The 18,623-nt window shown below is 73.4% G+C and carries 22 protein-coding genes; 8 read left to right on the top strand and 14 right to left on the bottom strand.

Annotated features, from left to right (window positions below):
* Positions 1–41: 41 nt before the first annotated feature.
* A complete protein-coding gene (locus tag ACQP12_RS18895) occupies positions 42–797 on the bottom strand; it encodes a GAF and ANTAR domain-containing protein (RefSeq protein WP_433280597.1) in 756 nt (251 codons plus the stop codon).
* 221 nt (positions 798–1,018) lie between these two features.
* On the opposite strand from ACQP12_RS18895, the gene ACQP12_RS18890 reads away from it, so the two are divergent.
* On the top strand, positions 1,019–1,381 hold the full coding sequence (locus ACQP12_RS18890) for an STAS domain-containing protein (protein ID WP_433280595.1): 363 nt from the start codon (positions 1,019–1,021) through the stop codon (positions 1,379–1,381).
* 87 nt (positions 1,382–1,468) lie between these two features.
* Here the strand turns inward: ACQP12_RS18890 and ACQP12_RS18885 are convergent, their stop codons facing one another.
* From ACQP12_RS18885 to ACQP12_RS18850, 8 genes are all read right to left on the bottom strand, one after another.
* Positions 1,469–2,764 carry a MalY/PatB family protein gene (locus ACQP12_RS18885; protein ID WP_433280593.1) on the bottom strand — a complete coding sequence of 432 codons (1,296 nt, stop codon included), beginning with the start codon at positions 2,762–2,764 and terminating at the stop codon, positions 1,469–1,471.
* A gap of 10 nt (positions 2,765–2,774) precedes the next feature.
* A complete protein-coding gene (locus ACQP12_RS18880; protein ID WP_357946847.1) occupies positions 2,775–4,025 on the bottom strand; it encodes an acyl-CoA dehydrogenase family protein in 1,251 nt (416 codons plus the stop codon).
* On the bottom strand, positions 4,025–5,053 hold the full coding sequence (locus ACQP12_RS18875; RefSeq protein WP_433280591.1) for a phosphotransferase family protein: 1,029 nt from the start codon (positions 5,051–5,053) through the stop codon (positions 4,025–4,027). The genes ACQP12_RS18880 and ACQP12_RS18875 overlap by 1 nt, the downstream gene beginning before the upstream one ends.
* Positions 5,050–5,502, bottom strand: coding sequence for a MaoC family dehydratase (locus ACQP12_RS18870; protein ID WP_433280589.1), 453 nt, complete (start codon positions 5,500–5,502; stop codon positions 5,050–5,052). Before ACQP12_RS18870 ends, ACQP12_RS18875 begins: the two co-directional genes overlap by 4 nt.
* Before the next feature lie 15 nt (positions 5,503–5,517).
* Positions 5,518–6,273 (bottom strand): 3-oxoacyl-ACP reductase FabG, encoded by a 756-nt coding sequence (gene fabG / locus ACQP12_RS18865; RefSeq protein WP_433280587.1) that lies wholly within the window; start codon positions 6,271–6,273, stop codon positions 5,518–5,520.
* Between the two features lie 61 nt (positions 6,274–6,334).
* Entirely contained in the window at positions 6,335–7,318 is a 984-nt protein-coding gene (locus ACQP12_RS18860; protein ID WP_433280584.1) for an NADPH:quinone oxidoreductase family protein, read from the bottom strand.
* The gene (locus ACQP12_RS18855; protein ID WP_433280582.1) at positions 7,315–8,097 is read right to left on the bottom strand and encodes an SDR family oxidoreductase; all 783 of its coding nucleotides are present in this window, start codon (positions 8,095–8,097) and stop codon (positions 7,315–7,317) included. The genes ACQP12_RS18860 and ACQP12_RS18855 overlap by 4 nt, the downstream gene beginning before the upstream one ends.
* Positions 8,097–8,861: an SDR family oxidoreductase gene (locus tag ACQP12_RS18850; RefSeq protein WP_433280580.1), complete on the bottom strand. Its 765-nt coding sequence runs from the start codon at positions 8,859–8,861 to the stop codon at positions 8,097–8,099. The genes ACQP12_RS18855 and ACQP12_RS18850 overlap by 1 nt, the downstream gene beginning before the upstream one ends.
* Positions 8,862–9,008: 147 nt before the next feature.
* On the opposite strand from ACQP12_RS18850, the gene ACQP12_RS18845 reads away from it, so the two are divergent.
* The gene (locus ACQP12_RS18845) at positions 9,009–9,626 is read left to right on the top strand and encodes a TetR/AcrR family transcriptional regulator (protein ID WP_433280577.1); all 618 of its coding nucleotides are present in this window, start codon (positions 9,009–9,011) and stop codon (positions 9,624–9,626) included.
* Here the strand turns inward: ACQP12_RS18845 and ACQP12_RS18840 are convergent.
* Entirely contained in the window at positions 9,603–10,418 is an 816-nt protein-coding gene (locus ACQP12_RS18840; protein ID WP_433280575.1) for a hypothetical protein, read from the bottom strand. The genes ACQP12_RS18845 and ACQP12_RS18840 overlap by 24 nt on opposite strands.
* Before the next feature lie 103 nt (positions 10,419–10,521).
* Here ACQP12_RS18840 and ACQP12_RS18835 point away from each other — a divergent pair, with 103 nt between their 5' ends.
* On the top strand, positions 10,522–10,827 hold the full coding sequence (locus tag ACQP12_RS18835) for a hypothetical protein (RefSeq protein WP_433280573.1): 306 nt from the start codon (positions 10,522–10,524) through the stop codon (positions 10,825–10,827).
* Positions 10,821–11,123, top strand: coding sequence for a hypothetical protein (locus ACQP12_RS18830; RefSeq protein WP_357946873.1), 303 nt, complete (start codon positions 10,821–10,823; stop codon positions 11,121–11,123). The genes ACQP12_RS18835 and ACQP12_RS18830 overlap by 7 nt, the downstream gene beginning before the upstream one ends.
* A gap of 13 nt (positions 11,124–11,136) precedes the next feature.
* Here ACQP12_RS18830 and ACQP12_RS18825 read toward each other — a convergent pair whose 3' ends face one another.
* Together ACQP12_RS18825 and ACQP12_RS18820 are read right to left on the bottom strand one after the other, a co-directional pair.
* Entirely contained in the window at positions 11,137–12,765 is a 1,629-nt protein-coding gene (locus ACQP12_RS18825; protein WP_433280571.1) for an isovaleryl-CoA dehydrogenase, read from the bottom strand.
* Positions 12,762–13,361 (bottom strand): TetR/AcrR family transcriptional regulator, encoded by a 600-nt coding sequence (locus ACQP12_RS18820; RefSeq protein WP_357946878.1) that lies wholly within the window; start codon positions 13,359–13,361, stop codon positions 12,762–12,764. Before ACQP12_RS18820 ends, ACQP12_RS18825 begins: the two co-directional genes overlap by 4 nt.
* A gap of 256 nt (positions 13,362–13,617) precedes the next feature.
* Here ACQP12_RS18820 and ACQP12_RS18815 point away from each other — a divergent pair, with 256 nt between their 5' ends.
* The 4 genes from ACQP12_RS18815 to ACQP12_RS18800 all read left to right on the top strand — a co-directional run bounded on the left by ACQP12_RS18815 (position 13,618) and on the right by ACQP12_RS18800 (position 16,578).
* On the top strand, positions 13,618–14,397 hold the full coding sequence (locus ACQP12_RS18815) for a basic amino acid ABC transporter substrate-binding protein (protein WP_433280568.1): 780 nt from the start codon (positions 13,618–13,620) through the stop codon (positions 14,395–14,397).
* Between the two features lie 79 nt (positions 14,398–14,476).
* Positions 14,477–15,271 carry an amino acid ABC transporter permease gene (locus tag ACQP12_RS18810; protein ID WP_433280566.1) on the top strand — a complete coding sequence of 265 codons (795 nt, stop codon included), beginning with the start codon at positions 14,477–14,479 and terminating at the stop codon, positions 15,269–15,271.
* A 4-nt stretch (positions 15,272–15,275) separates the two neighbouring features.
* The gene (locus ACQP12_RS18805) at positions 15,276–16,115 is read left to right on the top strand and encodes an amino acid ABC transporter ATP-binding protein (protein WP_433280564.1); all 840 of its coding nucleotides are present in this window, start codon (positions 15,276–15,278) and stop codon (positions 16,113–16,115) included.
* 40 nt (positions 16,116–16,155) lie between these two features.
* Positions 16,156–16,578: an acyl-CoA thioesterase gene (locus ACQP12_RS18800; RefSeq protein WP_357946890.1), complete on the top strand. Its 423-nt coding sequence runs from the start codon at positions 16,156–16,158 to the stop codon at positions 16,576–16,578.
* Positions 16,579–16,583: 5 nt separating this feature from the next.
* Here ACQP12_RS18800 and ACQP12_RS18795 read toward each other — a convergent pair whose 3' ends face one another.
* Both ACQP12_RS18795 and ACQP12_RS18790 read right to left on the bottom strand, forming a co-directional pair.
* Complete coding sequence (locus ACQP12_RS18795) at positions 16,584–17,243, bottom strand: response regulator transcription factor (RefSeq protein WP_433280562.1); 660 nt, start codon at positions 17,241–17,243, stop codon at positions 16,584–16,586.
* On the bottom strand, positions 17,231–18,520 hold the full coding sequence (locus ACQP12_RS18790) for a histidine kinase (protein WP_433280560.1): 1,290 nt from the start codon (positions 18,518–18,520) through the stop codon (positions 17,231–17,233). The genes ACQP12_RS18795 and ACQP12_RS18790 overlap by 13 nt, the downstream gene beginning before the upstream one ends.
* Positions 18,521–18,623 lie beyond the last annotated feature (103 nt).

The raw sequence follows: 18,623 nt of genomic DNA, 5'->3' as shown, positions 1-18,623 counted from the left end.
TCGGGCGCCGACCGGGCCGCGCCGTCACCCCCGCGCCATCCTCACGACAGCTGGCGCGGTGGCACGAACCCGGGAGCCGGCTGCGGGGACGCGCCGCTGACCTGGGTGATGATCTCGGCGGCAACGTCACGCAGCTTGCGGTTGCGGTGCTGCGACGCCTGGCGGAGCAGGGTGAAGGCCTCCGCGGCGGTGCACCGCTGCTGGCCCATGACCACACCGAGGGCCTGGTCGATGACGCTGCGGGAGGCCATCGCGTCGGTGAGTTGCCGATGCAGGAGCGTCTGGTCGGCCTGGCGGAGGATGACGCCCAGCGCCGCGGACCCCTGATCCGTGAAGGCCAGGGCCTGCCGCCGGGCCGTGTCCGTGAAGGCGCGCGCCCGGGTGGCGTAGAGGTTCAACGCGCCGACGGTCTCGCCGTCGACCGTCATGGGCAGCGACAGCGAGCTGACGATGCCGAGCCGGAGCGCGTGTTCCCGGTAGCCGCACCAGCGGTCATCGTCGCGCAGGTCGAACACCTCCACGACCTGCCCCTGGCGCAGGGCCTCGAGACAGGGCCCCTCGTCGGCCCCGTACTGGATCTCGTCGCCCTGTGCGGCGAGGTCGCCGCTGCTGGCGACCGTGAACGCGCCGTCGTCCCGGCGCACCGTCAACCCGCAGGCCACGGCCGGGGCGACGACCTCCGTCGCGACCCGGACCATCTGGTCCAGGAACACGTCGACGTGGGGCGAATCGGCGAGCAGCGTCAACAGCCGGCCGTAGGCCGAGGCCAGATGCCGGTCAGCAGTATCGGACGGCACCGCTACCTCCTGAACTCCATGTGCCGGCCCCCTGAGGGAGCAGCGACCACTGCCTTTCTTTGTTGGGGAGCGCATGTTTCCCCGATCGGCAGGGTGCCAATCGGGCGGGATGCGGCTAGGGTCGAGGTGGGTTCGGACATGAGCCCAGGACCAGTGCCGGCCGCCGACGAGCGAGCCCGGCTGTCAACCAGGTCCGGCCACCCTCGATCGAGGAGCAGCTCATGTCCGTCCATCACGCACAGCACCCGGTGGCGCCGGCGATCACCCGCCCGCCGATCCTGTCCCTCACGTGGGCCCGGGAGGGCCCGGCGGTCGTGGTGCAGGTCGGCGGCCCGGTCGACATGGCGACCGTCGACCCGCTCGTCCGCCTCGTCGACCGGCTGCTGTCCGGCCACGCGCCCCCGGTGCTGGTGCTCGACCTGAGCGGGGTGAGCTTCTTCTGCGCCGCGGGCGTCAACGCGCTGCTGACAGCCCGCGGGCGAGCCGGCTCGGCGGGCTGCAGCCTGGTGCTGCGCAGGCCCTCCCGGATCACCGTCGCGGTCCTCGACATCGTCGGCCTCACGGATGAGTTCACCACCGAGTGACCCTGCCCTTCCCTCCACGTCTGCGGCGGACGGGGGCGGTCACCTCGGACCCCTACCGGCCGGCAGGCCGCAGATACCCGGGGCGGGTCAACCCGAAACGGCGGCGCACCCGTGAGCCGGGCCACGGGCCGTGCCTCCCGCCGCCGCCCCGGGAGGCGGGGGTTCGAGCGCGTCGACGGCCCGGCCCATCCGGGTGACGGCCTCGGTGAGGATCGCCGGGGACGTGGCGAAGTTGAGGCGTACGAAGCCGGCCCCGCCGGTGCCGAAGACGTGCCCCGAGCTGAGGGCCACCCGAGCCCGGTCGAGGAACATCCTCGCGGGCCCCGCGACGTCGCTGGCCACCCCGGGCTCGCCGGACGGCTGCCCGCTGTCGATGCCCAGCGCCGTGCAGTCGAGCCAGGCCAGGTAGGTGCCCTCGGGGCGGTGGTAGGCCACGGTCGGCAGGTGCTTCGCCAGCAGGGACTCCAGCAGGGTGCGGTTGGCGTCGAGGCCGTCGAGGAGGAGGTCGAGCCACGGCCCGCCGGCACGGAACGCGGCGGTGTGCGCGAGGACGCCCAGGTGGCTGGGGCCGTGGCCGACCTCTTCCGGCATGCGGCGCAGGTCGGCGGCGGCCCGTGGCCCGGCGACCGCGACCGCCGCCTTGAGGCCGGCGAGGTTCCACGCCTTGGAGGCGGAGGTCACGGCGAACGCGTCCTCGGCGCCGGCCACCGTGAGGTACGGGGTGAAGTGCGCCCCGGGGAGCGCCAGCGGGGCGTGGATCTCGTCGGAGATCACCCGTACGCCGTGGCGGCCGGCCAGGTCGGCCACGGCGTCGAGCTCGTCCCGGCGGTGGACCACGCCGGTCGGGTTGTGCGGGTTGCACAGCAGGAACGCGGGCCGGTGCCCGAGAGCCCGGGCCCGGCGGAACGCCTCGTCCAGGGCGGCGGGGTCCATCCGCAGGTCCGGTCCGAGCGGGGCCTCGATCACCTGCCGGCCGGCGTGGCTGACGAAGGCGTAGAAGGGCGGGTAGACGGGGGAGCAGACCACCACGGCGTCGCCGGGACCGGTCACCAGCCGGAGCACCTCGACGATGCCCATCATCACGTCGGGGACGACGGTGGTGTGCTCGACGCGGAAGTCGTGCCAGCCCCAGCGGTCGGCGGCGAACTCGCCGAGCGCGTCGGCGTACGCCGTCCCGTGGGGGTAGCCGGTGTCACCGAGGTCGATCACGCGGCGCAGCGCGTCGGCCACCGGGGGAGCGAGGGGCACGTCCTGCTCGGCGACCCAGAGCGGCAGCACGTCCGGCGGATGCATCCGCCACTTCACGCTGCTGCGCTGCCGAAGGTCGTCGAGGGTGAGCACGGTGAGCGGGTTCCGGGCGGCGGAGGGGGCGGGGCCTGCCATGACCACCACCCTAGGCCGTCGGGCGCCCGGTGTCGTTCCGCTGCCGCGCGGCGGCCTGGCGCCGCAGCTCGTGCCGGGCCAGGGCGTTGCGGTGCACCTCGTCCGGCCCGTCGGCGAACCGCAGGGTGCGGATGCCGGCGTACGCGGCCGCCAGCGGGAAGTCCTGGGACAGGCCGGCGGCGCCGTGCACCTGGATGGCCTTGTCGAGAATCCACTGCACGGTCGCCGGGGTGGCGATCTTGATGGCCTGGATCTCGGTGTGCGCGCCCTTGTTGCCGACCGTGTCCATCAGCCAGGCCGTCTTGAGCACCAGCAGGCGCAGCTGCTCGATCCGCACCCGCGACTCGGCGATCCACTCCCGGACCACGCCCTGCTCGGCCAGCGGCCGGCCGAACGCGACCCGCTGCTCGGCGCGGGCGCACATCAGCTCGACGGCCCGCTCGGCGAGGCCGATCGAGCGCATGCAGTGGTGGATGCGGCCGGGGCCGAGCCGGGCCTGGGCGATCGCGAAGCCGTCGCCCTCGGCGCCGATGAGATTCTCCGCCGGCACGCGCACGTCGTGGAACGCCAGCTCGGCGTGCCCGCCGTGGTCGTGGTCGTCGTACCCGAACACCTCCATGCCGCGGGTGATCTCCAGGCCCGGGGTCTCCCGCGGGACGAGCACCATGGACTGCTGGCGGTGCCGCTCGGCGTGCGGATCGGTCTTGCCCATGACGATGAAGATCCGGGCGTTCGGGTTCATCGCGCCGGTGATCCACCACTTCCGGCCGTTGATCACGTAGTGGTCGCCGTCCCGCTCGATCCGGGTGGCGATGTTCGTGGCGTCCGACGAGGCCACGTCGGGCTCGGTCATGGCGAACGACGACCGGATCGCACCGTCGAGCAGCGGTTCCAGCCACTGCCTGCGCTGCTCGCCGGTGCCGAACATCGCCAGCACCTCCATGTTGCCGGTGTCCGGAGCGGCGCAGTTCAGCACGGCGGGCGCCAGGGGGCTCCGCCCGGTGATTTCCGCGAGCGGGGCGTACTGGAGGTTGGTCAGGCCGGCGCCGTGCTCGCCCGGCAGGAACAGGTTCCACAGGCCGCGCTTCCGCGCGGCGGTGCGCAGCTCCGCGAGCACGGGCGCCGAGTCCCACGCCCAGCGGTCGGCGAGCTGAGCGAGCTGCTCGTGGAAGACCGGTTCGGCCGGGTGGATGTGGTGGTCCATGAAGTCCAGGAGGTTGTCGCGCAGCCCCTCGGTCCGCGGGTCCAGGGAGAAGTCCATCAGTGCTCCTTCAGGTAGGTCAGGCCGGCATCGAGGAGGAGTTCGGTGACCTCGCCGAGCTGCGCGAAGCCGGCGCCGACGGTCTGGCCACGCAGGTGGCGGAAGTGGATGCCCTCGAGGATCGCGGCCAGCTTGAAGGCCGCCAGGCCGAGATGGAAGCCGAGGGGCGGGAGGGCGCGCCCGCTCGCCGTCGCGTACCGGTCGAGGATCTCGTCCTCGGCCAGGAAGCCGGGCGCGGAGGACGCCTCGGCCACCGCCGTCCCGACGAGCCGGCCGAGACGCTGGTAGAGCACGAGCAGCGCCAGGTCGGTGAGCGGATCGCCGAGCGTGGCCATCTCCCAGTCGATCACCGCGGCGAGGCGGTCGCGGTCGTCCACGAGCACGTTGTCGAGGCGGTAGTCGCCGTGCACGATGCCCGGCGCCGACTCGGCCGGCACGCCGGACGCCAGGCGGGCGTACAGCTCGTCGGCGGCCGGCAGGTCCCGGCAGTGCGACGCGTCGAGCTGCGTGCGCCACCGCCGCACCTGCCGGGCCAGGAATCCCGCCGGCCGGCCGAAGTCGACCAACCCCACGGCCGCCGGGTCGACCGCGTGCAGGGCCGCCAGGGTGTCGACCAGCCGGGTCGAGACGACCCGGGTGCGTTCGGGCCCGAGCGGCTCCAGCTCGGCGGCGTGCCGGTACGCCGTGCCGGCGACCCGCTCCATGACGTAGAACGGCGCGCCCAGCACGTCGGCGTCCGCGCAGAGCGCGTACGTCGCCGGCACCGGCACGTCGGTGGCGCGCAGCGCCGACATGACCCGGTACTCCCGCGTCATGTCGTGCGCGGTCGACAGCACGTGCCCCAGCGGGGGCCGCCGCACGATCCACGCCGTCCGCCCGTCACCGACCTCGTAGGTGAGGTTGGACTTCCCGCCGGTGAGCAACCGGGCGGTCGACAGCCCCGCCGCACCGGGCACCTCGGCCGCGAACCAGGCGCCCAGCCGGGCCAGGTCGAGGCCCGGCGGGTCCCCCGGCGCCGGTGCGGTCACGGGACCAGGACGCTGACGGTCTCGACGACGCAGGCCGGCTTCGCGGCGCCGGCCACCTCGACGGTCACCTTCGCGGTCAGCTGGTAGCCACCGCCGCCGGGCACCAGCGACAGCAGCTCCACGCCGGCCCGCACCTCCGAGTCGACGGGGACCGGAGCGGGGAAGCGGAGCTTGTTGGCGCCGTAGTTCACGCCCATGCTCACCCCGTCGACCCGGTAGACCTGCCAGACGAGCATCGGCACCAGCGACAGCGTCAGGTAGCCGTGCGCGATGGTGCCGCCGAACGGGCTGCGGGCCGCCCGCGCCGGGTCGACGTGGATCCACTGGTGGTCACCGGTGGCGTCGGCGAAGGCGTCGATCTGCCGCTGCGTGATCCGGTGCCAGCCGGAGTGCCCGAGGTGGGTGCCGACCGCCCGCTCCAGCTCCTCGATGCCCTGGAAGACCTTCATCGTCTCTCCCTCCACTCAGGCCTTCGGCCCACCGGCCACGTACAGCACCTGGCCCGACACGAAGCCGGCGGCCTCGCTCACGAAGAACGACACGGCGTGCGCGATGTCCTCCGGAGTGCCGGTGCGGGCGACCGGGATCTGCGCTGCGGCGGCCCTCGTGAACTCCTCGAACGGCACGCCGAGCCGGGCCGCGGTGGCGGCGGTCATCTCGGTCTCGATGAACCCGGGGGCGATCGCGTTCGCCGTCACCCCGAACTTTCCGAGTTCGAGGGCGAGGGTCTTGGTGAAGCCCTGCAGCCCCGCCTTCGCGGCCGCGTAGTTGGCCTGACCCCGGTTGCCCAGTGCGGAGGTGCTGGACAGGTTGACGATCCGCCCCCAACCCGCGCCGGTCATGTGGCCCTGCACGGCCCGGGTCATCAGGAACGAGCCCCGCAGGTGCACGTTCACCACCGCGTCCCAGTCGTCGGCGGTCATCTTGAACAGCAGATTGTCCCGGGTGATGCCGGCGTTGTTGACCAGGACCGTGGGCTCGCCCAGCTCCCCGGCGATGCGGTCCACGGCCGCCCGTACCGCCTGCTCGTCGGCGACGTCGGCGCCGACGGCCAGGGCCCGGCCGCTGGCGGCCCGGATCTCGTCCGCGACCGGCTCGCCGGCCGCCCCGTCCAGGTCGACGACGGCGACGGCGAAGCCGTCGCGGGCCAGCCGTTTGGCGACCGCGGCCCCGATGCCGCGGGCCGCTCCGGTGACGACGGCGGTGCGGGTGATGGTCATGGCAGGTCAACTCCTCGATGGGTACGGACGGGACAGGTCGGCGCCGTGCGGCGGGGGACGGTCACGGGACGTACACCACCCGGCCGACGGTGGAGCCGTCGGCGAGCCGCTGCACCCCGGCGGCCACCTCGGCGAGGGGGAGGCGCTCGCTGACCAGGGGCCGTAGGGCGCCCTGGGCGGCCAGCGCGGTCAGGGCGCGATGGCACTCGGCGACGGCGGCCGGGTCGTGGCGCTGGTAGAGACCCCAGTGCAGGCCGACGATCGAGTAGTTCTTCACCAGGGCGTGGTTGAGCGCGGCGGACTGGATCCGGCCACCGGCGAAGCCGACCACGAGGATCCGGCCCTCGAAGGCGACACACTTCGTCGACCGCTGGTAGGTGTCCCCGCCGACCGGGTCGTAGACGACGTCGGCGCCCCGGCCGCCGGTCTCGGCCTTCACGACCTCGACGAAGTCCTCGGCGCGCCGGTCCACCACCACGTCCGCGCCGAGGGCGCGGGCCACCGCCACCTTCTCCGGGCCGCCCACTACGCCGATGACCCGGGCGCCGGCCGCCTTGCCGAGCTGCACCGCCGCGCTGCCGACCCCGCCGGCGGCGGCGTGCACCAGCAGCGTCTCGCCGGCGCGTAGGCCGGCCCGCCGGTGCAGGCCGAACCAGCCGGTCTGGTAGCCGATGTAGAGGGCGGCCGCCTCGGCGTCGTCGAGCGCCGCGGGCGCGGGGAACGTGCTCGCCGCGTCCAGCAGCGCGAACTCGGCGAACCCGCCGTGCGGCAGCGTCGCGCCGCCGAGCACCCGGTCGCCGACGGCGAACCCGTCCACCCCCGCGCCGAGGGCGACGACCTCGCCGCACAGCTCCACCCCGGGGGTGAACGGCAGGTCCGGCTTCACCTGGTATTCGCCTCGGCACATGAGGACGTCGGGGAAGTTGGCCGGACTGGCCAGCACCCGCACCACGAGCTGCCCGGGGCCCGGGTCCGGGTTGGCCACGTCGACGAGCCGCAGGACGTCGACCGGTTCGCCGAGCGCGGTGACCTGCCACGCCTTCATCGGAGGCCCCCCTGCTCCTCGAGCTGCTGCTGGAACTTGTTCATGCCGTGCAGCCAGCGGTCGGTGTCGGTGGCCCGGTGCCGGTAGTAGTCGGCCACCCGGGGATGCGGCAGGACCAGGAACCGGTCGTCGTGCAGGGCCTGCCACGCCGCCTCGGCCACGTCCTCGGGGGTGAGCGCGCCGTCGCGGCTGATCAGGTCCCGCAGGGGACCGCTGTTGTCGAGCATCCGGGTCCGCACACCCTGGGGACAGATGGCCTGCACGACGACCCCGCGGTGCCGGTAGGTGGCGGCCAGCCACTCGGCGAACGCGACGCAGGCGTGCTTGCTGACCGCGTACGCCGGGTTCCCGAGCGTCGTGAGCAGCCCGGCCGCGGACGCGGTCACCACGAAGCGGCCCGCGCCGCGCTCGACCCAGCCGGGGATCAGCAGTCGCGCGGCGCGGACGTGCGCCATGACGTTCACCTCGTGGCTCGCCTCCCACTCGGCCTCGGGGGCGTCGAGCCCGCGCCCGCGGTCGATCCCGGCGTTGCCGAACCAGGCGTCGATGTCGCCCAGGTGGCCCCGGGCGGTCTCGACGAGCGCGGCGACGCCCTGCTCGCCGGCGGCGTCGCCGGGAGCGGCGAACCCGCCGATCGCCTCGGCCACCCGCAGGGCCGCCTCGGCGTCGAGGTCGTTGACCACGACCCGCGCGCCCTCGGCGGCGAGCCGGGTGGCCAGCGCACGGCCGATGCCGTGCCCGGCGCCGGTGACGACGACGCCCCTGTCCCGCACCGGCATCAGACACCTCCGGTCAGGGTGAGGCCGCCGTCGACGACGAGCAGCTGGCCGGTGATCCAGGCGGCGTCCGCGGAGAGCAGGAACGCCACGGCGCCGCCGACGTCGGCGGGGACGCCGAGCCGCCGGAGCGGGTACGCGGCCGCGACCTGCTCCTCACGGCCCTCGTAGAGCGCGGTGGCGAATTTCGTCTTCACCACGGCCGGGGCGACCGCGTTCACCCGGATGTCCGGGCCCAGCTCCACGGCGAGCTGCTGGGTGAGGTGGGTGAGCATCGCCTTGCTGGCGCCGTAGAAGCCGATGCCGGACGCCGGCCGGACGCCGGCCACCGAGGAGATGTTGACGACCGCGCCCCCGTGCTCGCCCATCCAGGCCCGGTGGACCTGCTGCACCCAGGACAGCGCGGCGAGGCAGTTCACCTCGAAGACCTTGCGGGCGGCGGCCAGGTCCAGCTCGACAAGCGGCCCGTACGCCGGGTTGATGCCGGTGTTGTTGACCAGGAAGTCGGCGCCGCCGAAGGCGTCGACCGCCCGGGCCACCACCTCGGCCTGGTGGTCGGGATCGTCGGCGTGGCCGGCGACGCCGAGCGCGCGTCCGGCGCCCAGCCGGGCGACCGCCTCGTCCAACGCCGCCTGTCTGCGGCCCGTGACCACCACCCGGGCGCCCTCGGCGACCAGCCGTTCGGCGACGGCCAGGCCGATGCCGCGGCTGGCGCCGGTGACGATCGCCGTCCGGCCGGCGAATCTGTTCGACGGGGCCTCCGACACGGCCACCTCCTCCGAAACTTACTAAGCGCTTGCTTAGAATGTGTCTGAGGGAGTGTGCGACAGCCCGGCGGGCGTCGTCAACAGGTCCGCCCCGGCCGATTTGTGGTATCAATGCCGGCCGAGGCTCAGGAGGGAAGGACGGACGTGGTGACCGACAGCGCCGAGCAGTCCCGCGCCGACGTGACGCGCGCCCGGCTGCTCGACGCGGCCGTCAGCGCGTTCGCCGAGCGGGGATTCCACGGCACGACCACCCGCGACATCGCGGCCGCGGCCGGTCTGAGCCCCGCGGCGCTCTACGTGCACCACCGTTCCAAGGAGGAACTGCTCTACCTGATCTCGCGGTCCGGGCACGAGCACGTGCTGGCGCTGGTGCGGGCGGCGGTCGCGTCGTCCGCCGACCCGGCCACCGCGCTGCGGCGGGTGGTCCACGACTTCGTCGTGACCCATGCCCGGGACCACACCACCACCCGGGTGGTGAACTACGAGCTGGCCGCGCTCAGCCCCGCGCACCTGGCCGAGATCCGCGAGATCCGCCACCACATCGAGCAGTCGATCCGGCAGCTCGTGGAGGCCGGCGTCACCGCCGGGGTGTTCGAGACCCCGGACCCCCGGATGGCCGCCGCCGCCCTGCTGTCCCTCGGTGTCGACGTGGGCCGGTGGTACCGGGACGGCGGCGACCTGGTGCCCGAGTACATCGCCGCCCGGTACGCCGAGATGGCGCTGCGGATCGTCGGCGCCGGGTCACCAGACGCAGGATCGGGGTAGGAACGCCCAGGCGATGCCGCCGGCGAACCGATTGCCGCGCCACTTCGCCATGATCCACTGCCGGTCCTTGGTGACGTAGCGGATGTCGATCTGCGCGCCGGCGGGGGCCGCGCCGAGCGGGTGGACGGCGACGGCCGGTCCGGACCCGTACGCCGCGGCGGCCCCGATGTTGCCGAATGCGGAGCAGGTTGTGCGAGCGGTGGTGGCCTTGAGCCCGCCACCCTTGTTCTCGCTCCACACGCCGTAGGGGCTGCACAGCGGATCGACGGCGGTGGCGGTGCAGAAGACCTGCTCGGAATGCCACCACCGCAGCTGGTCCGGGGAGCCGTCGGCGTTGCTGGAGCCGGCGACGTTGGGGCCGCCAGCGCAGCTCGACGACATGAACCCGGTGCGCTCGATGGCGAACTTGCGCGTGCCGTAGGCGTAGGCGCACCCGTCGAAGCTGCCGCCGGCGTAGCCCCAGGGCCAGCGGGTGATGCCCTCGGTGTTGCCGGCGCTGGCGTCGCCGGTGTCGCGGATGTCCATGTGGTCGAAGCTGGACTTGACGGCGCCGTCGGCGAAGACGAAGTCGCGGGCGAACAGGTAGCCGACCATCGGCCCGTTGGCCTTGTAGCTCAGCAGCACCCAGCCCGGTCCCATGCCGGTCTGCGCCCACGAGTCCTCGGCCGCCGTCTGCACCCGGTTGACGCCGTAGCCCCAGGCGGCGGCGGGGGACGGGGCGGTCAGGGCGGTCACCGCCAGGACGGCGGCCAGTGCCGTCGCGATCCGGGTCACGCCACGCCACCGGGCCATCGCCACTCCTCGATCCGAGTCTGGCAGAAACCTACATCGTTGAAGGCGGCCGTGGCAATCTGCTACGGTGCCCGCACCTCCAACGATTGAGTTAGATATGCGAATGTCTGCCACGGCGGCCGCGGCCGCGACGGCACTGGGCATCATGCTGGGCGCCCCTCCCGCCGCCCAGGCGTACGTGGTGCCGCGCCACGCCGTCAACATCTGCCAGAGCGCCAGCTTCTACGACAACTACGACTCGGCGTCGGGCCCCTACGGCCTCAAACGCGTGCTGGAGTACGGGAACAAGATCGGGCACACGCCCGGTGCCCACCCGGTCTACAACGGCTGGGCGGCGACCTTCGACTTCGGCCCCAACGACTGGGGCTACGTGCGCATCGAGTGCATCGGAGGCTACGACTCATGGTGACCTCGTCATCCCGGCCCGTCCGGCTGGCCCGTGTGGGGGTCGCCGCCGCGACGGTCGTCGCGCTGCTGGCGGTGTCGTCACCGGCGCGGGCCGCCAACGGCACCATCGGTGTGCGGGAGACCGTGTGCGCCGAATCGTTGTTCGTCCGCACCGAACCGCTGGGCGCCTGGATGGGCACCCTGTACGCCGGGCAGACCTTCCAGGTGAAGGGGCCAAGGAGCGGCGGCTACGTCTACGGCTTCGCCTACGGCCACGTCAACCGCAACGGCTGGGTGCAGGACGGCTGGTTCTGCTGAATCGCGGTAGCGATCAGCCCACCTTGGGCACGGCGCGGGCGATGATTGCGGCGAAGTCGACGCTGCTCGGCAGGGTGCCGAACGCCTGGCCGTGGTCACCGCCGAGGCGGGAGGCGCAGAAGGCGTCGGCGACGGCCGGGTGGCCGTGCCGCACGAGCAGCGCGCCCTGCAGGACCAGGGCGAGCCGCTCGACGACCCGGCGGGCCCGCAGTTCGAGGTCGTCGTGGTCGGACAGGTCGGCCTGCACCTGGCGCACCGCGGCGTCGAGCCGCGGGTCCGCGCCGGCGGCGGCGCTCACCTCGGCCCGGAACGCCTCCACGACCTGCGGTTCCCGGGCGACCGCGCGCAGCACGTCCAGCGCCGCCACGTTGCCGGAGCCCTCCCAGATCGAGTTCAGCGGCGACTCGCGGAACAGCCGCGGCATGCCCGACTCCTCCACGTAGCCGTTGCCGCCCAGGCATTCGAGGGCCTCGGCGGCGTGTGCCGGCCAGCGCTTGCACACCCAGTACTTGCCGACGGCGAGGGCGAGCCGCTTGAAGGCCGTCTCGCCGGCGTCGCCCCGCGCGGAGCGGTCGGTGGCTCCGGCGAGCCGCATCATGAGGACGGTGGCGGCCTCGGACTCGACCGCGAGGTCGGCGAGCACGTTGCGCATGAGCGGCTGGTCGATCAGGTAGCGATCGAAGGTGCGCCGGTGGGTGGCGTGGTGGGCGGCGGTGATCAGCCCCTGGCGCATCCCGGCCGCCGCGCCGATCACGCAGTCGAGGCGGGTCAGGTTGACCATGTCGATGATGGTGCGCACGCCGCGGCCCTCGTCGCCGACGCGCCAGGCGACGGCGTGCTCGTACTCGATCTCGGCCGAGGCGTTGGACCGGTTGCCGAGCTTGTCCTTGAGGCGCATGAGCCGCATCGGGTTGCGTGCGCCGTCCGGCAGGACGCGGGGGACGAGGAAGCAGGTGAGCCCGCCCGGGGCCTGGGCGAGGGTGAGGAAGACGTCGCACATCGGCGCCGACGTGAACCACTTGTGCCCGACGAGCCGGTAGCTGCCGTCCGGGTCGGGGTGCGCGACGGTGCTGTTGGCGCGCACGTCCGACCCGCCCTGCTTCTCCGTCATCGACATGCCGGCCAGCAGGCCCTGCTTGGTGAGCGGCGGGCGCAGCCCGAAGTCGTACGCCGTCGCGGTGAGCAGCGGCTCGTACCGCGCGGCCAGGTCCGGGCTGTGCCGCAGGGCGGGCACCGCCGCGTAGGTCATCGAGATCGGGCAGCCGTGGCCGGCGTCGGGTCGCCACACGTAGAACTTGGCCGCCCGGGCCACGTGTGCGCCCGGCCGTTCGTCGGCCCACGGCGCGGCGTGCAGCCCGTGGGCGACGGCCGTGCGCATGAGCTCGTGCCAGGACGGGTGGAACTCGACCTCGTCGATCCGGTGGCCGTAGCGGTCGTGGGTCCGCAGGACCGGCGGGTGCTCGTTCGCCAGCCGCCCGTGCTCGATGGCGGTCGCGGCGCCGCCGAGCCGGCCGAGCTCGTGGACCTCGGCGGCGGACCAGCCGGCGCCCTCCCGGGCCAGCGCGTCGAGCAGTGCCGGGTCGTCGGCCGCGTCGTGACCGGCCAGCGGGGGAACCTGGTTGAACACCTCGTGTGTCGTCACGGCGATACTCCCAGCGCGCGGTGGATGAACCTGATCAGGTCGGGGATGGTGCCCGGGCCGGCGACCCCGGCGGCCAGCGGGCCGACCATGGCCTCGGCCAGGGCGCCGACCAGCGCGGTCGCGGTCAGCTCGGGGTCCTGCGCGGGCAGTTCGCCGCTCGCCACGCCCGCCGCGACGTGACCGGCGATCAGGTCGGCGTAGGCGCGGCGGAAGGTGAGCCGCTCGGCGTCGACCGCCGGGTCGACCGGCTCGGCGAGCAGCGCGTACGCCAGCCGGGGGGACTGCAGGGCGCGGCCGGCGAACGTCTCGACGACGGCCGCCATCTGCGCGGCGACGGTGGTTCGCTGCGCGGCGGCACGCGCCACGGCGTCCACCTCGCGCTGCGAGGCGGTGCGGAACACCTCGGCGAAGAGGTCGGCCTTGGTGGGGAAGTGGCGGTAGACGGTGCCCGTCGCGACGCCGGCCCGCTCGGCGACGGCCGCGACCGAGCAGCCCGCGTAGCCGTGGCCGGCCATGATCTCCAGCGCGGCCGTGATGATCCGCTGCCGGGAGGCGCTCAGGCGGGCCTTCACCCGCTCGGTGCTCCGGTACGCCACCCAAGAAGTGAACCACCATTCAGTCCTTGCCGGCAAGGGTCCCGTCCCGTTGCGTCCCGGCTGCCGGGATCATCCGGCGGAATCGGTCACAGCTTGGGTGCGGTCGCCCGCCGTGATCTTGGTGCGGCTACCCCGATCGGGTACCGTCCCCTGTCACACCGTCTTTGCACCAGCCCTGGCTGGCTGTCATACCAGGGTCGAACGGAGGGACACTGCCGTGACTTTCCAGAGCGCAGTCCGCAGGGCTGGCATTGTCGTGGCGATCGCCGCCCTCGCGGCGAGCGCGGGATGCGCCAAGAAGGAGGACGGCGAGACCCAGGCGAGCGGAGTCAAGCTCGTCGAGAAGGGCAAGCTCACCGTCTGCACCCACCTGCCGTACGCGCCGTTCCAGTCCAAGGACGCCGCCGGCAAGGTGGTCGGATTCGACGTCGACGTGATGGACCTGGTCGCCAAGGACCTGGGCGTCGAGCAGAAGATCGTCGACACGCCGTTCGAGGGGATCAAGTCCGGCCAGGACCTGAACACCGGCAAGTGCGACGCGGCCGCCGCCGGCATGACGATCACCGAGGAACGGCAGAAGGTCATGAACTTCTCCGACCCGTACTTCGACGCCACCCAGGCCATGCTGGTCAAGACCGGCAAGGCCTACAAGTCGCTCGACGACCTGCGGGGCAAGAAGGTCGGCGTCCAGGCCGCCACCACCGGTCGCGACTACGCCAAGAAGGTCGCCGACGAGAAGGGCCTGCAGCTCGTCGAGTTCGAGGACCTCGCCGCCGAGCAGCAGGCCCTCGCCAACGGCCAGATCGAGGCCGCCATCAACGACCTGCCGGTCTGGACCGAGTACATCAAGGAGCACCAGGGCGGGTTCGAGGTGACCGCCGAGTTCGACACCGGTGAGCAGTACGGCTTCTCGGTGAAGAAGGACGGCAACCCGGAGCTGCTCAAGAAGATCAACGAGGCGCTCGCCAAGGCGAAGCAGGACGGCACCTACGACACGATCTACGAGAAGTGGATCGGCAAGAAGCCGACCGCCTGAACCACCCACCCGGCCGGAGGGCGCGCCCGGCGCGCCCTCCGGTCCGGCACCCCTCCGCACCTCTCAAGGAGCGCCGAACGTGAAGCTGCGACGCCGCCAGCGAGAGCGGCTGTCCCTCTGGCTCCAGTACCTGGCCTTCGTGGCCGTCATCGCCGTGGTGATCCTCGCGGCGGACTGGGGCCGGCTGCGGGAGGCGTTCTTCCGCGTCGACATCATCGAGTCGATGTTCCCGACGGTCATCACCGTCGCGCTGCGCAACACGATCCTCTACACCCTGGGCGCGTTCGCCTTCGGCCTGGTCTTCGGCACCATCCTGGCCCTGATGCGGCTGTCCCGGGTGGCGCCGTACCGGTGGGTGGCGACGGCGTACATCGAGCTGTTCCGTGGCCTGCCCGCGCTGCTGGTGCTCTTCCTCGTCGGGTACGGCATCCCCATCGCCTTCCCCGAGCGGGAGATCCCGGGCGGCGTGTTCGGGTCGATCGCGATCGGCCTCGGGCTGACCGCGGCCGCGTACATGGCCGAGACCATCCGGGCCGGCATCCAGGCCGTGCCGAAGGGGCAGACGGAGGCGGCGCGCACCCTCGGCATGTCGCACTTCACCGCGATGCGCACGATCGTCATCCCCCAGGCGTTCCGGATCGTGATCCCGCCGCTGACCAACGAGCTGATCCTGCTCACCAAGGACTCGTCGCTCGCCTACGTGCTCGGCGTGACGGCACAGACCATCGAGGTCACGAAGTTCGGCCGGGACACGCTCAACGACCGGGTGAACGCCACCCCGCTGCTGGTGGCCGGGCTCACCTACCTGATCATCACCCTGCCGCTGTCCCAGGTGGTACGCCGCCTCGAACTCCGCTACGCCAAGGCTCGGTGACCCCATGACGACCAGCCCGACCCAGCCCGCCGTCGAGATCCGCGACCTGCACAAGTCCTTCGGGCCGCTCGAGGTGCTCAAGGGCATCGACTTCGAGGTCGGCCACGGCGAGGTGGTCTGCGTCATCGGACCGTCCGGATCCGGCAAGTCCACGCTGCTGCGGTGCGTCAACCTCCTGGAGGAGCCGACCGCCGGCAGGATCTGGGTGAACGGCACCGAGATGACCGACCCGGACGTCGAGATCGACGCGGTACGCCGCGGCATCGGCATGGTGTTCCAGTCGTTCAACCTCTTCCCGCACCTGACCGTGCTGGACAACCTCACCATCGCCCAGCGCCGGGTGCTCCGGCGCGGTCGCGCCGAGGCCGAGCGGGTCGCGCGGGCCAACCTGGACCGGGTCGGCCTGAGCGACAAGGCCGACGCGTTCCCGGCGCAGCTCTCCGGCGGGCAGCAGCAGCGCGTCGCCATCGCCCGGTCGCTGTCGATGGACCCGAAGCTGATGCTCTTCGACGAGCCGACCTCCGCGCTCGACCCCGAGCTCGTCGGCGACGTCCTCACCGTCATGCGCAAGCTGGCCGAGGACGGCATGACCATGATGGTGGTGACCCACGAGATGGCGTTCGCCCGGGACGTCGCCGACCGGGTCGTGTTCATGGACGGTGGCGTGGTGGTCGAGCAGGGGCCGCCGGCCGAGGTGCTGGGCGCGCCGCGGCACGAGCGGACCCGGTCGTTCCTCTCCCGGGTCCTCGACCCGACCCGCGTGGCGCAGCTCGGGCGGCCCGACGAGACCCCCGAGCCGCCCGAGGCGCCCGGCCTGCCGGCCGACGACCGCCACCAGCTCTGACCGCCGCGGCGGTGTCGTACCCCTGGTTAGGCTCGACCACATGGGAGATCCGTTCCGGGTGCGCGTCACCGTCCGCGGCTACGAGCTGGACACGCAGGGCCACCTGAACCAGGCCGTCTACCTCCAGTACGGCGAGCACGCCCGGTGGGAGTGCCTGCGCGCCGCCGGCATCCCGCAGGACCGGCTCCTCGCCGGCGGCGTGGGGCCGGTGGCCCTGGAGGTCACCCTGCGCTACCTGCGGGAGCTGCGCGGCGGCGACGAGGTGGACGTGTCCTGCGAGTTCCGTTGGGGCGAGGGGAAGACGTTCCAGATCGTGCAGGAGCTCACCCTCCCCGACGGCACCCCGGTCGCCACCATCACCGGGGTGGGCGGCCTGCTGGACCTGGCCTCCCGGCGGCTGGTCCCCGACCCCCGCGTGCGGTTCCGCCAGCTGGCCGGCGACCCCGCGCCGATGAACCTCTGAGCCGCCTAGCGGCCGGCGCGCAGGTAGGCGAGCACCGCCAGCACCCGACGGTTGGTGTCGTCGGCGGGCGGCAGGTCGAGCTTGGTGAGGATGTTCCCGACGTGCTTGCCGACCGCCGCCTCGGTGACGTGCAGCCGCGCCGCGATCGCCCCGTTGGAGTGGCCCTCGGCGACCAGCCCCAGCACCTCCCGTTCCCGGGGTGACAGGGCCGCCAGGGGATCCCGGGGGCGGCGCAGCAGGTGCCGCACCACGTCGGGGTCGACAGCGGTCCCGCCGGCCGCCACCCGGTGCAGGGTGTCGGCGAACTCGGCGACGTCGGCGACCCGGTCCTTGAGCAGGTAGCCGACCCGCCGGCCGTCGCCGCTGTCGAGCAGCGCGGCCGCGTACCCGCTCTGCACGTGCTGGCTGAGCACCACCACGGCCAGGTCGGGCCGCTCGGCGCGCAGCGTGACGGCCGCGCGGAGCCCGTCGTCGCGGTGCTCGGGCGGCATGCGGATGTCGGTCACCAGCAGCTCCGGCCGGTGGGTGCGGGCCGCGTCGAGCAGGTCGGGCGCCGTGCCGACGGCGGCGACCACGGCGAAGCCGAACCGGGTCAGCAGGCCGACGAGGCCCTCCCGCAGGAGGACCTCGTCCTCGGCGAGCACCACGCGGGTCACGGGCGGCACGGCAGCTCCACGCGGACGAGGGTAGGTCCACCGGGCGGGCTGGCGAGCAGCAACCGCCCGTCCACCGCGGCGACCCGGTCGGCGAGCCCGGTCAACCCGGTGCCCCGGGCCGGGTCCGCCCCGCCCCGGCCGTCGTCCTCCACCTCCACGACCAGGCGCCGGTCGGGGCGGGTGAGCCGTACCTCGGCGCGGGTCGCCCCGGCGTGCCGGGCGACGTTGCCCAGCGCCTCGGAGACCACGTACCAGGCGGTGGTCTCGACCAGCTCCGGCACCGGCCTGCGGAGGTCGGCGCGCACGGTGACCGGCACGGTGGCCTGGGCGGCCAGCTCGCCGACGGCGCCGGCCAGGCCGAGTTCGGTGAGCTGCTGCGGGCGGATGCCCTGCACGATCCGCCGGAGCGTCACCATCAGCTCCTTGGCCTGCTCGTGGGCGACGGCCAGCGGCGTGGCGGCGGGGGAGTCCTCGGGCACGTCGAGCCGGGCCAGCCCCAGCTGGAGGGTGAGGCTGGTCAGCCTCGGCTGGGCCGCGTCGTGCACGTCCCGCTCGATCCGGCGGCGTTCCGCCTCGTACGCCCCGACCAGCCGGGCGCGGGAGCGGGTGACCTCGCGCAGCGCCGGCCCGTCGGACGGGTTGCCGAGCAGCCAGCGGGCCACCCCGGCCTGGGCCGCGACGAGCAGGCCGGCCAGGTAGACCAGTCCCGGCACGGCCAGCAGCGCCGCGACGGCGTACGGGACCGCCGCGCGCGGGGTGTCCACGGTGGTCCACCCGAGCACGATCCGGTCCGCGCCGCCGGCCAGCCACGGGCCGGCGAGCAGCACGACGTCGACCAGGACGAGCAGGGCGAACATCCCGTACGCCAGCGGCACGGCGCCGCCGACCCAGGCCGCGTACGCCACCTCCCGCCACGCCGCGGCGGTGGTGTACCGCGCGGCCAGGCCGCGCAGCCCCGGCCCGGGCAACGGACGCCCGTCGACCACGCCCAGCCGCCAGCGTTCGACCACGGCCAGCGGGGCGCTCGCGAGCGGAGCGACGGCGACCGCGGCCAGGGCGACGACGGTGAGCAGGACGACGAGGGGGAGGGCCACGGGGCGGCCCCGCTGCGCCGCGTTCACCACCGCGAGCAGCGGCGCCCCGACCACGAACAACCCGACCGCGAGGACGGCGGCGAGCGGCACCGTGGTGACCGCGTACGCCAGCGCCCGCCAGGGCCAGGCGGAGATCAGGTAGCGGCGGCGGCGCAGGGCCTCCGCCAGGTGCCGGGGTTCGTCCAAGGTCATGTCGTCACGCTAGCCAGCCGGTTTTCGCGCAGCCCAGCCGTCTGTACCCACTTCCCGGGTATGCCTGGCCCTACCCCGCTCCGGCCCGCCACGCCCCGTGCGC

Origin of the sequence: Micromonospora sp. CA-244673 (assembly GCF_050948395.1) — a bacterium.
Lineage (GTDB): Bacteria > Actinomycetota > Actinomycetes > Mycobacteriales > Micromonosporaceae > Micromonospora.
The sequence above is the reverse complement of the archived record's forward strand: the minus strand, read 5'-3'. Positions and strand labels throughout refer to the sequence as shown.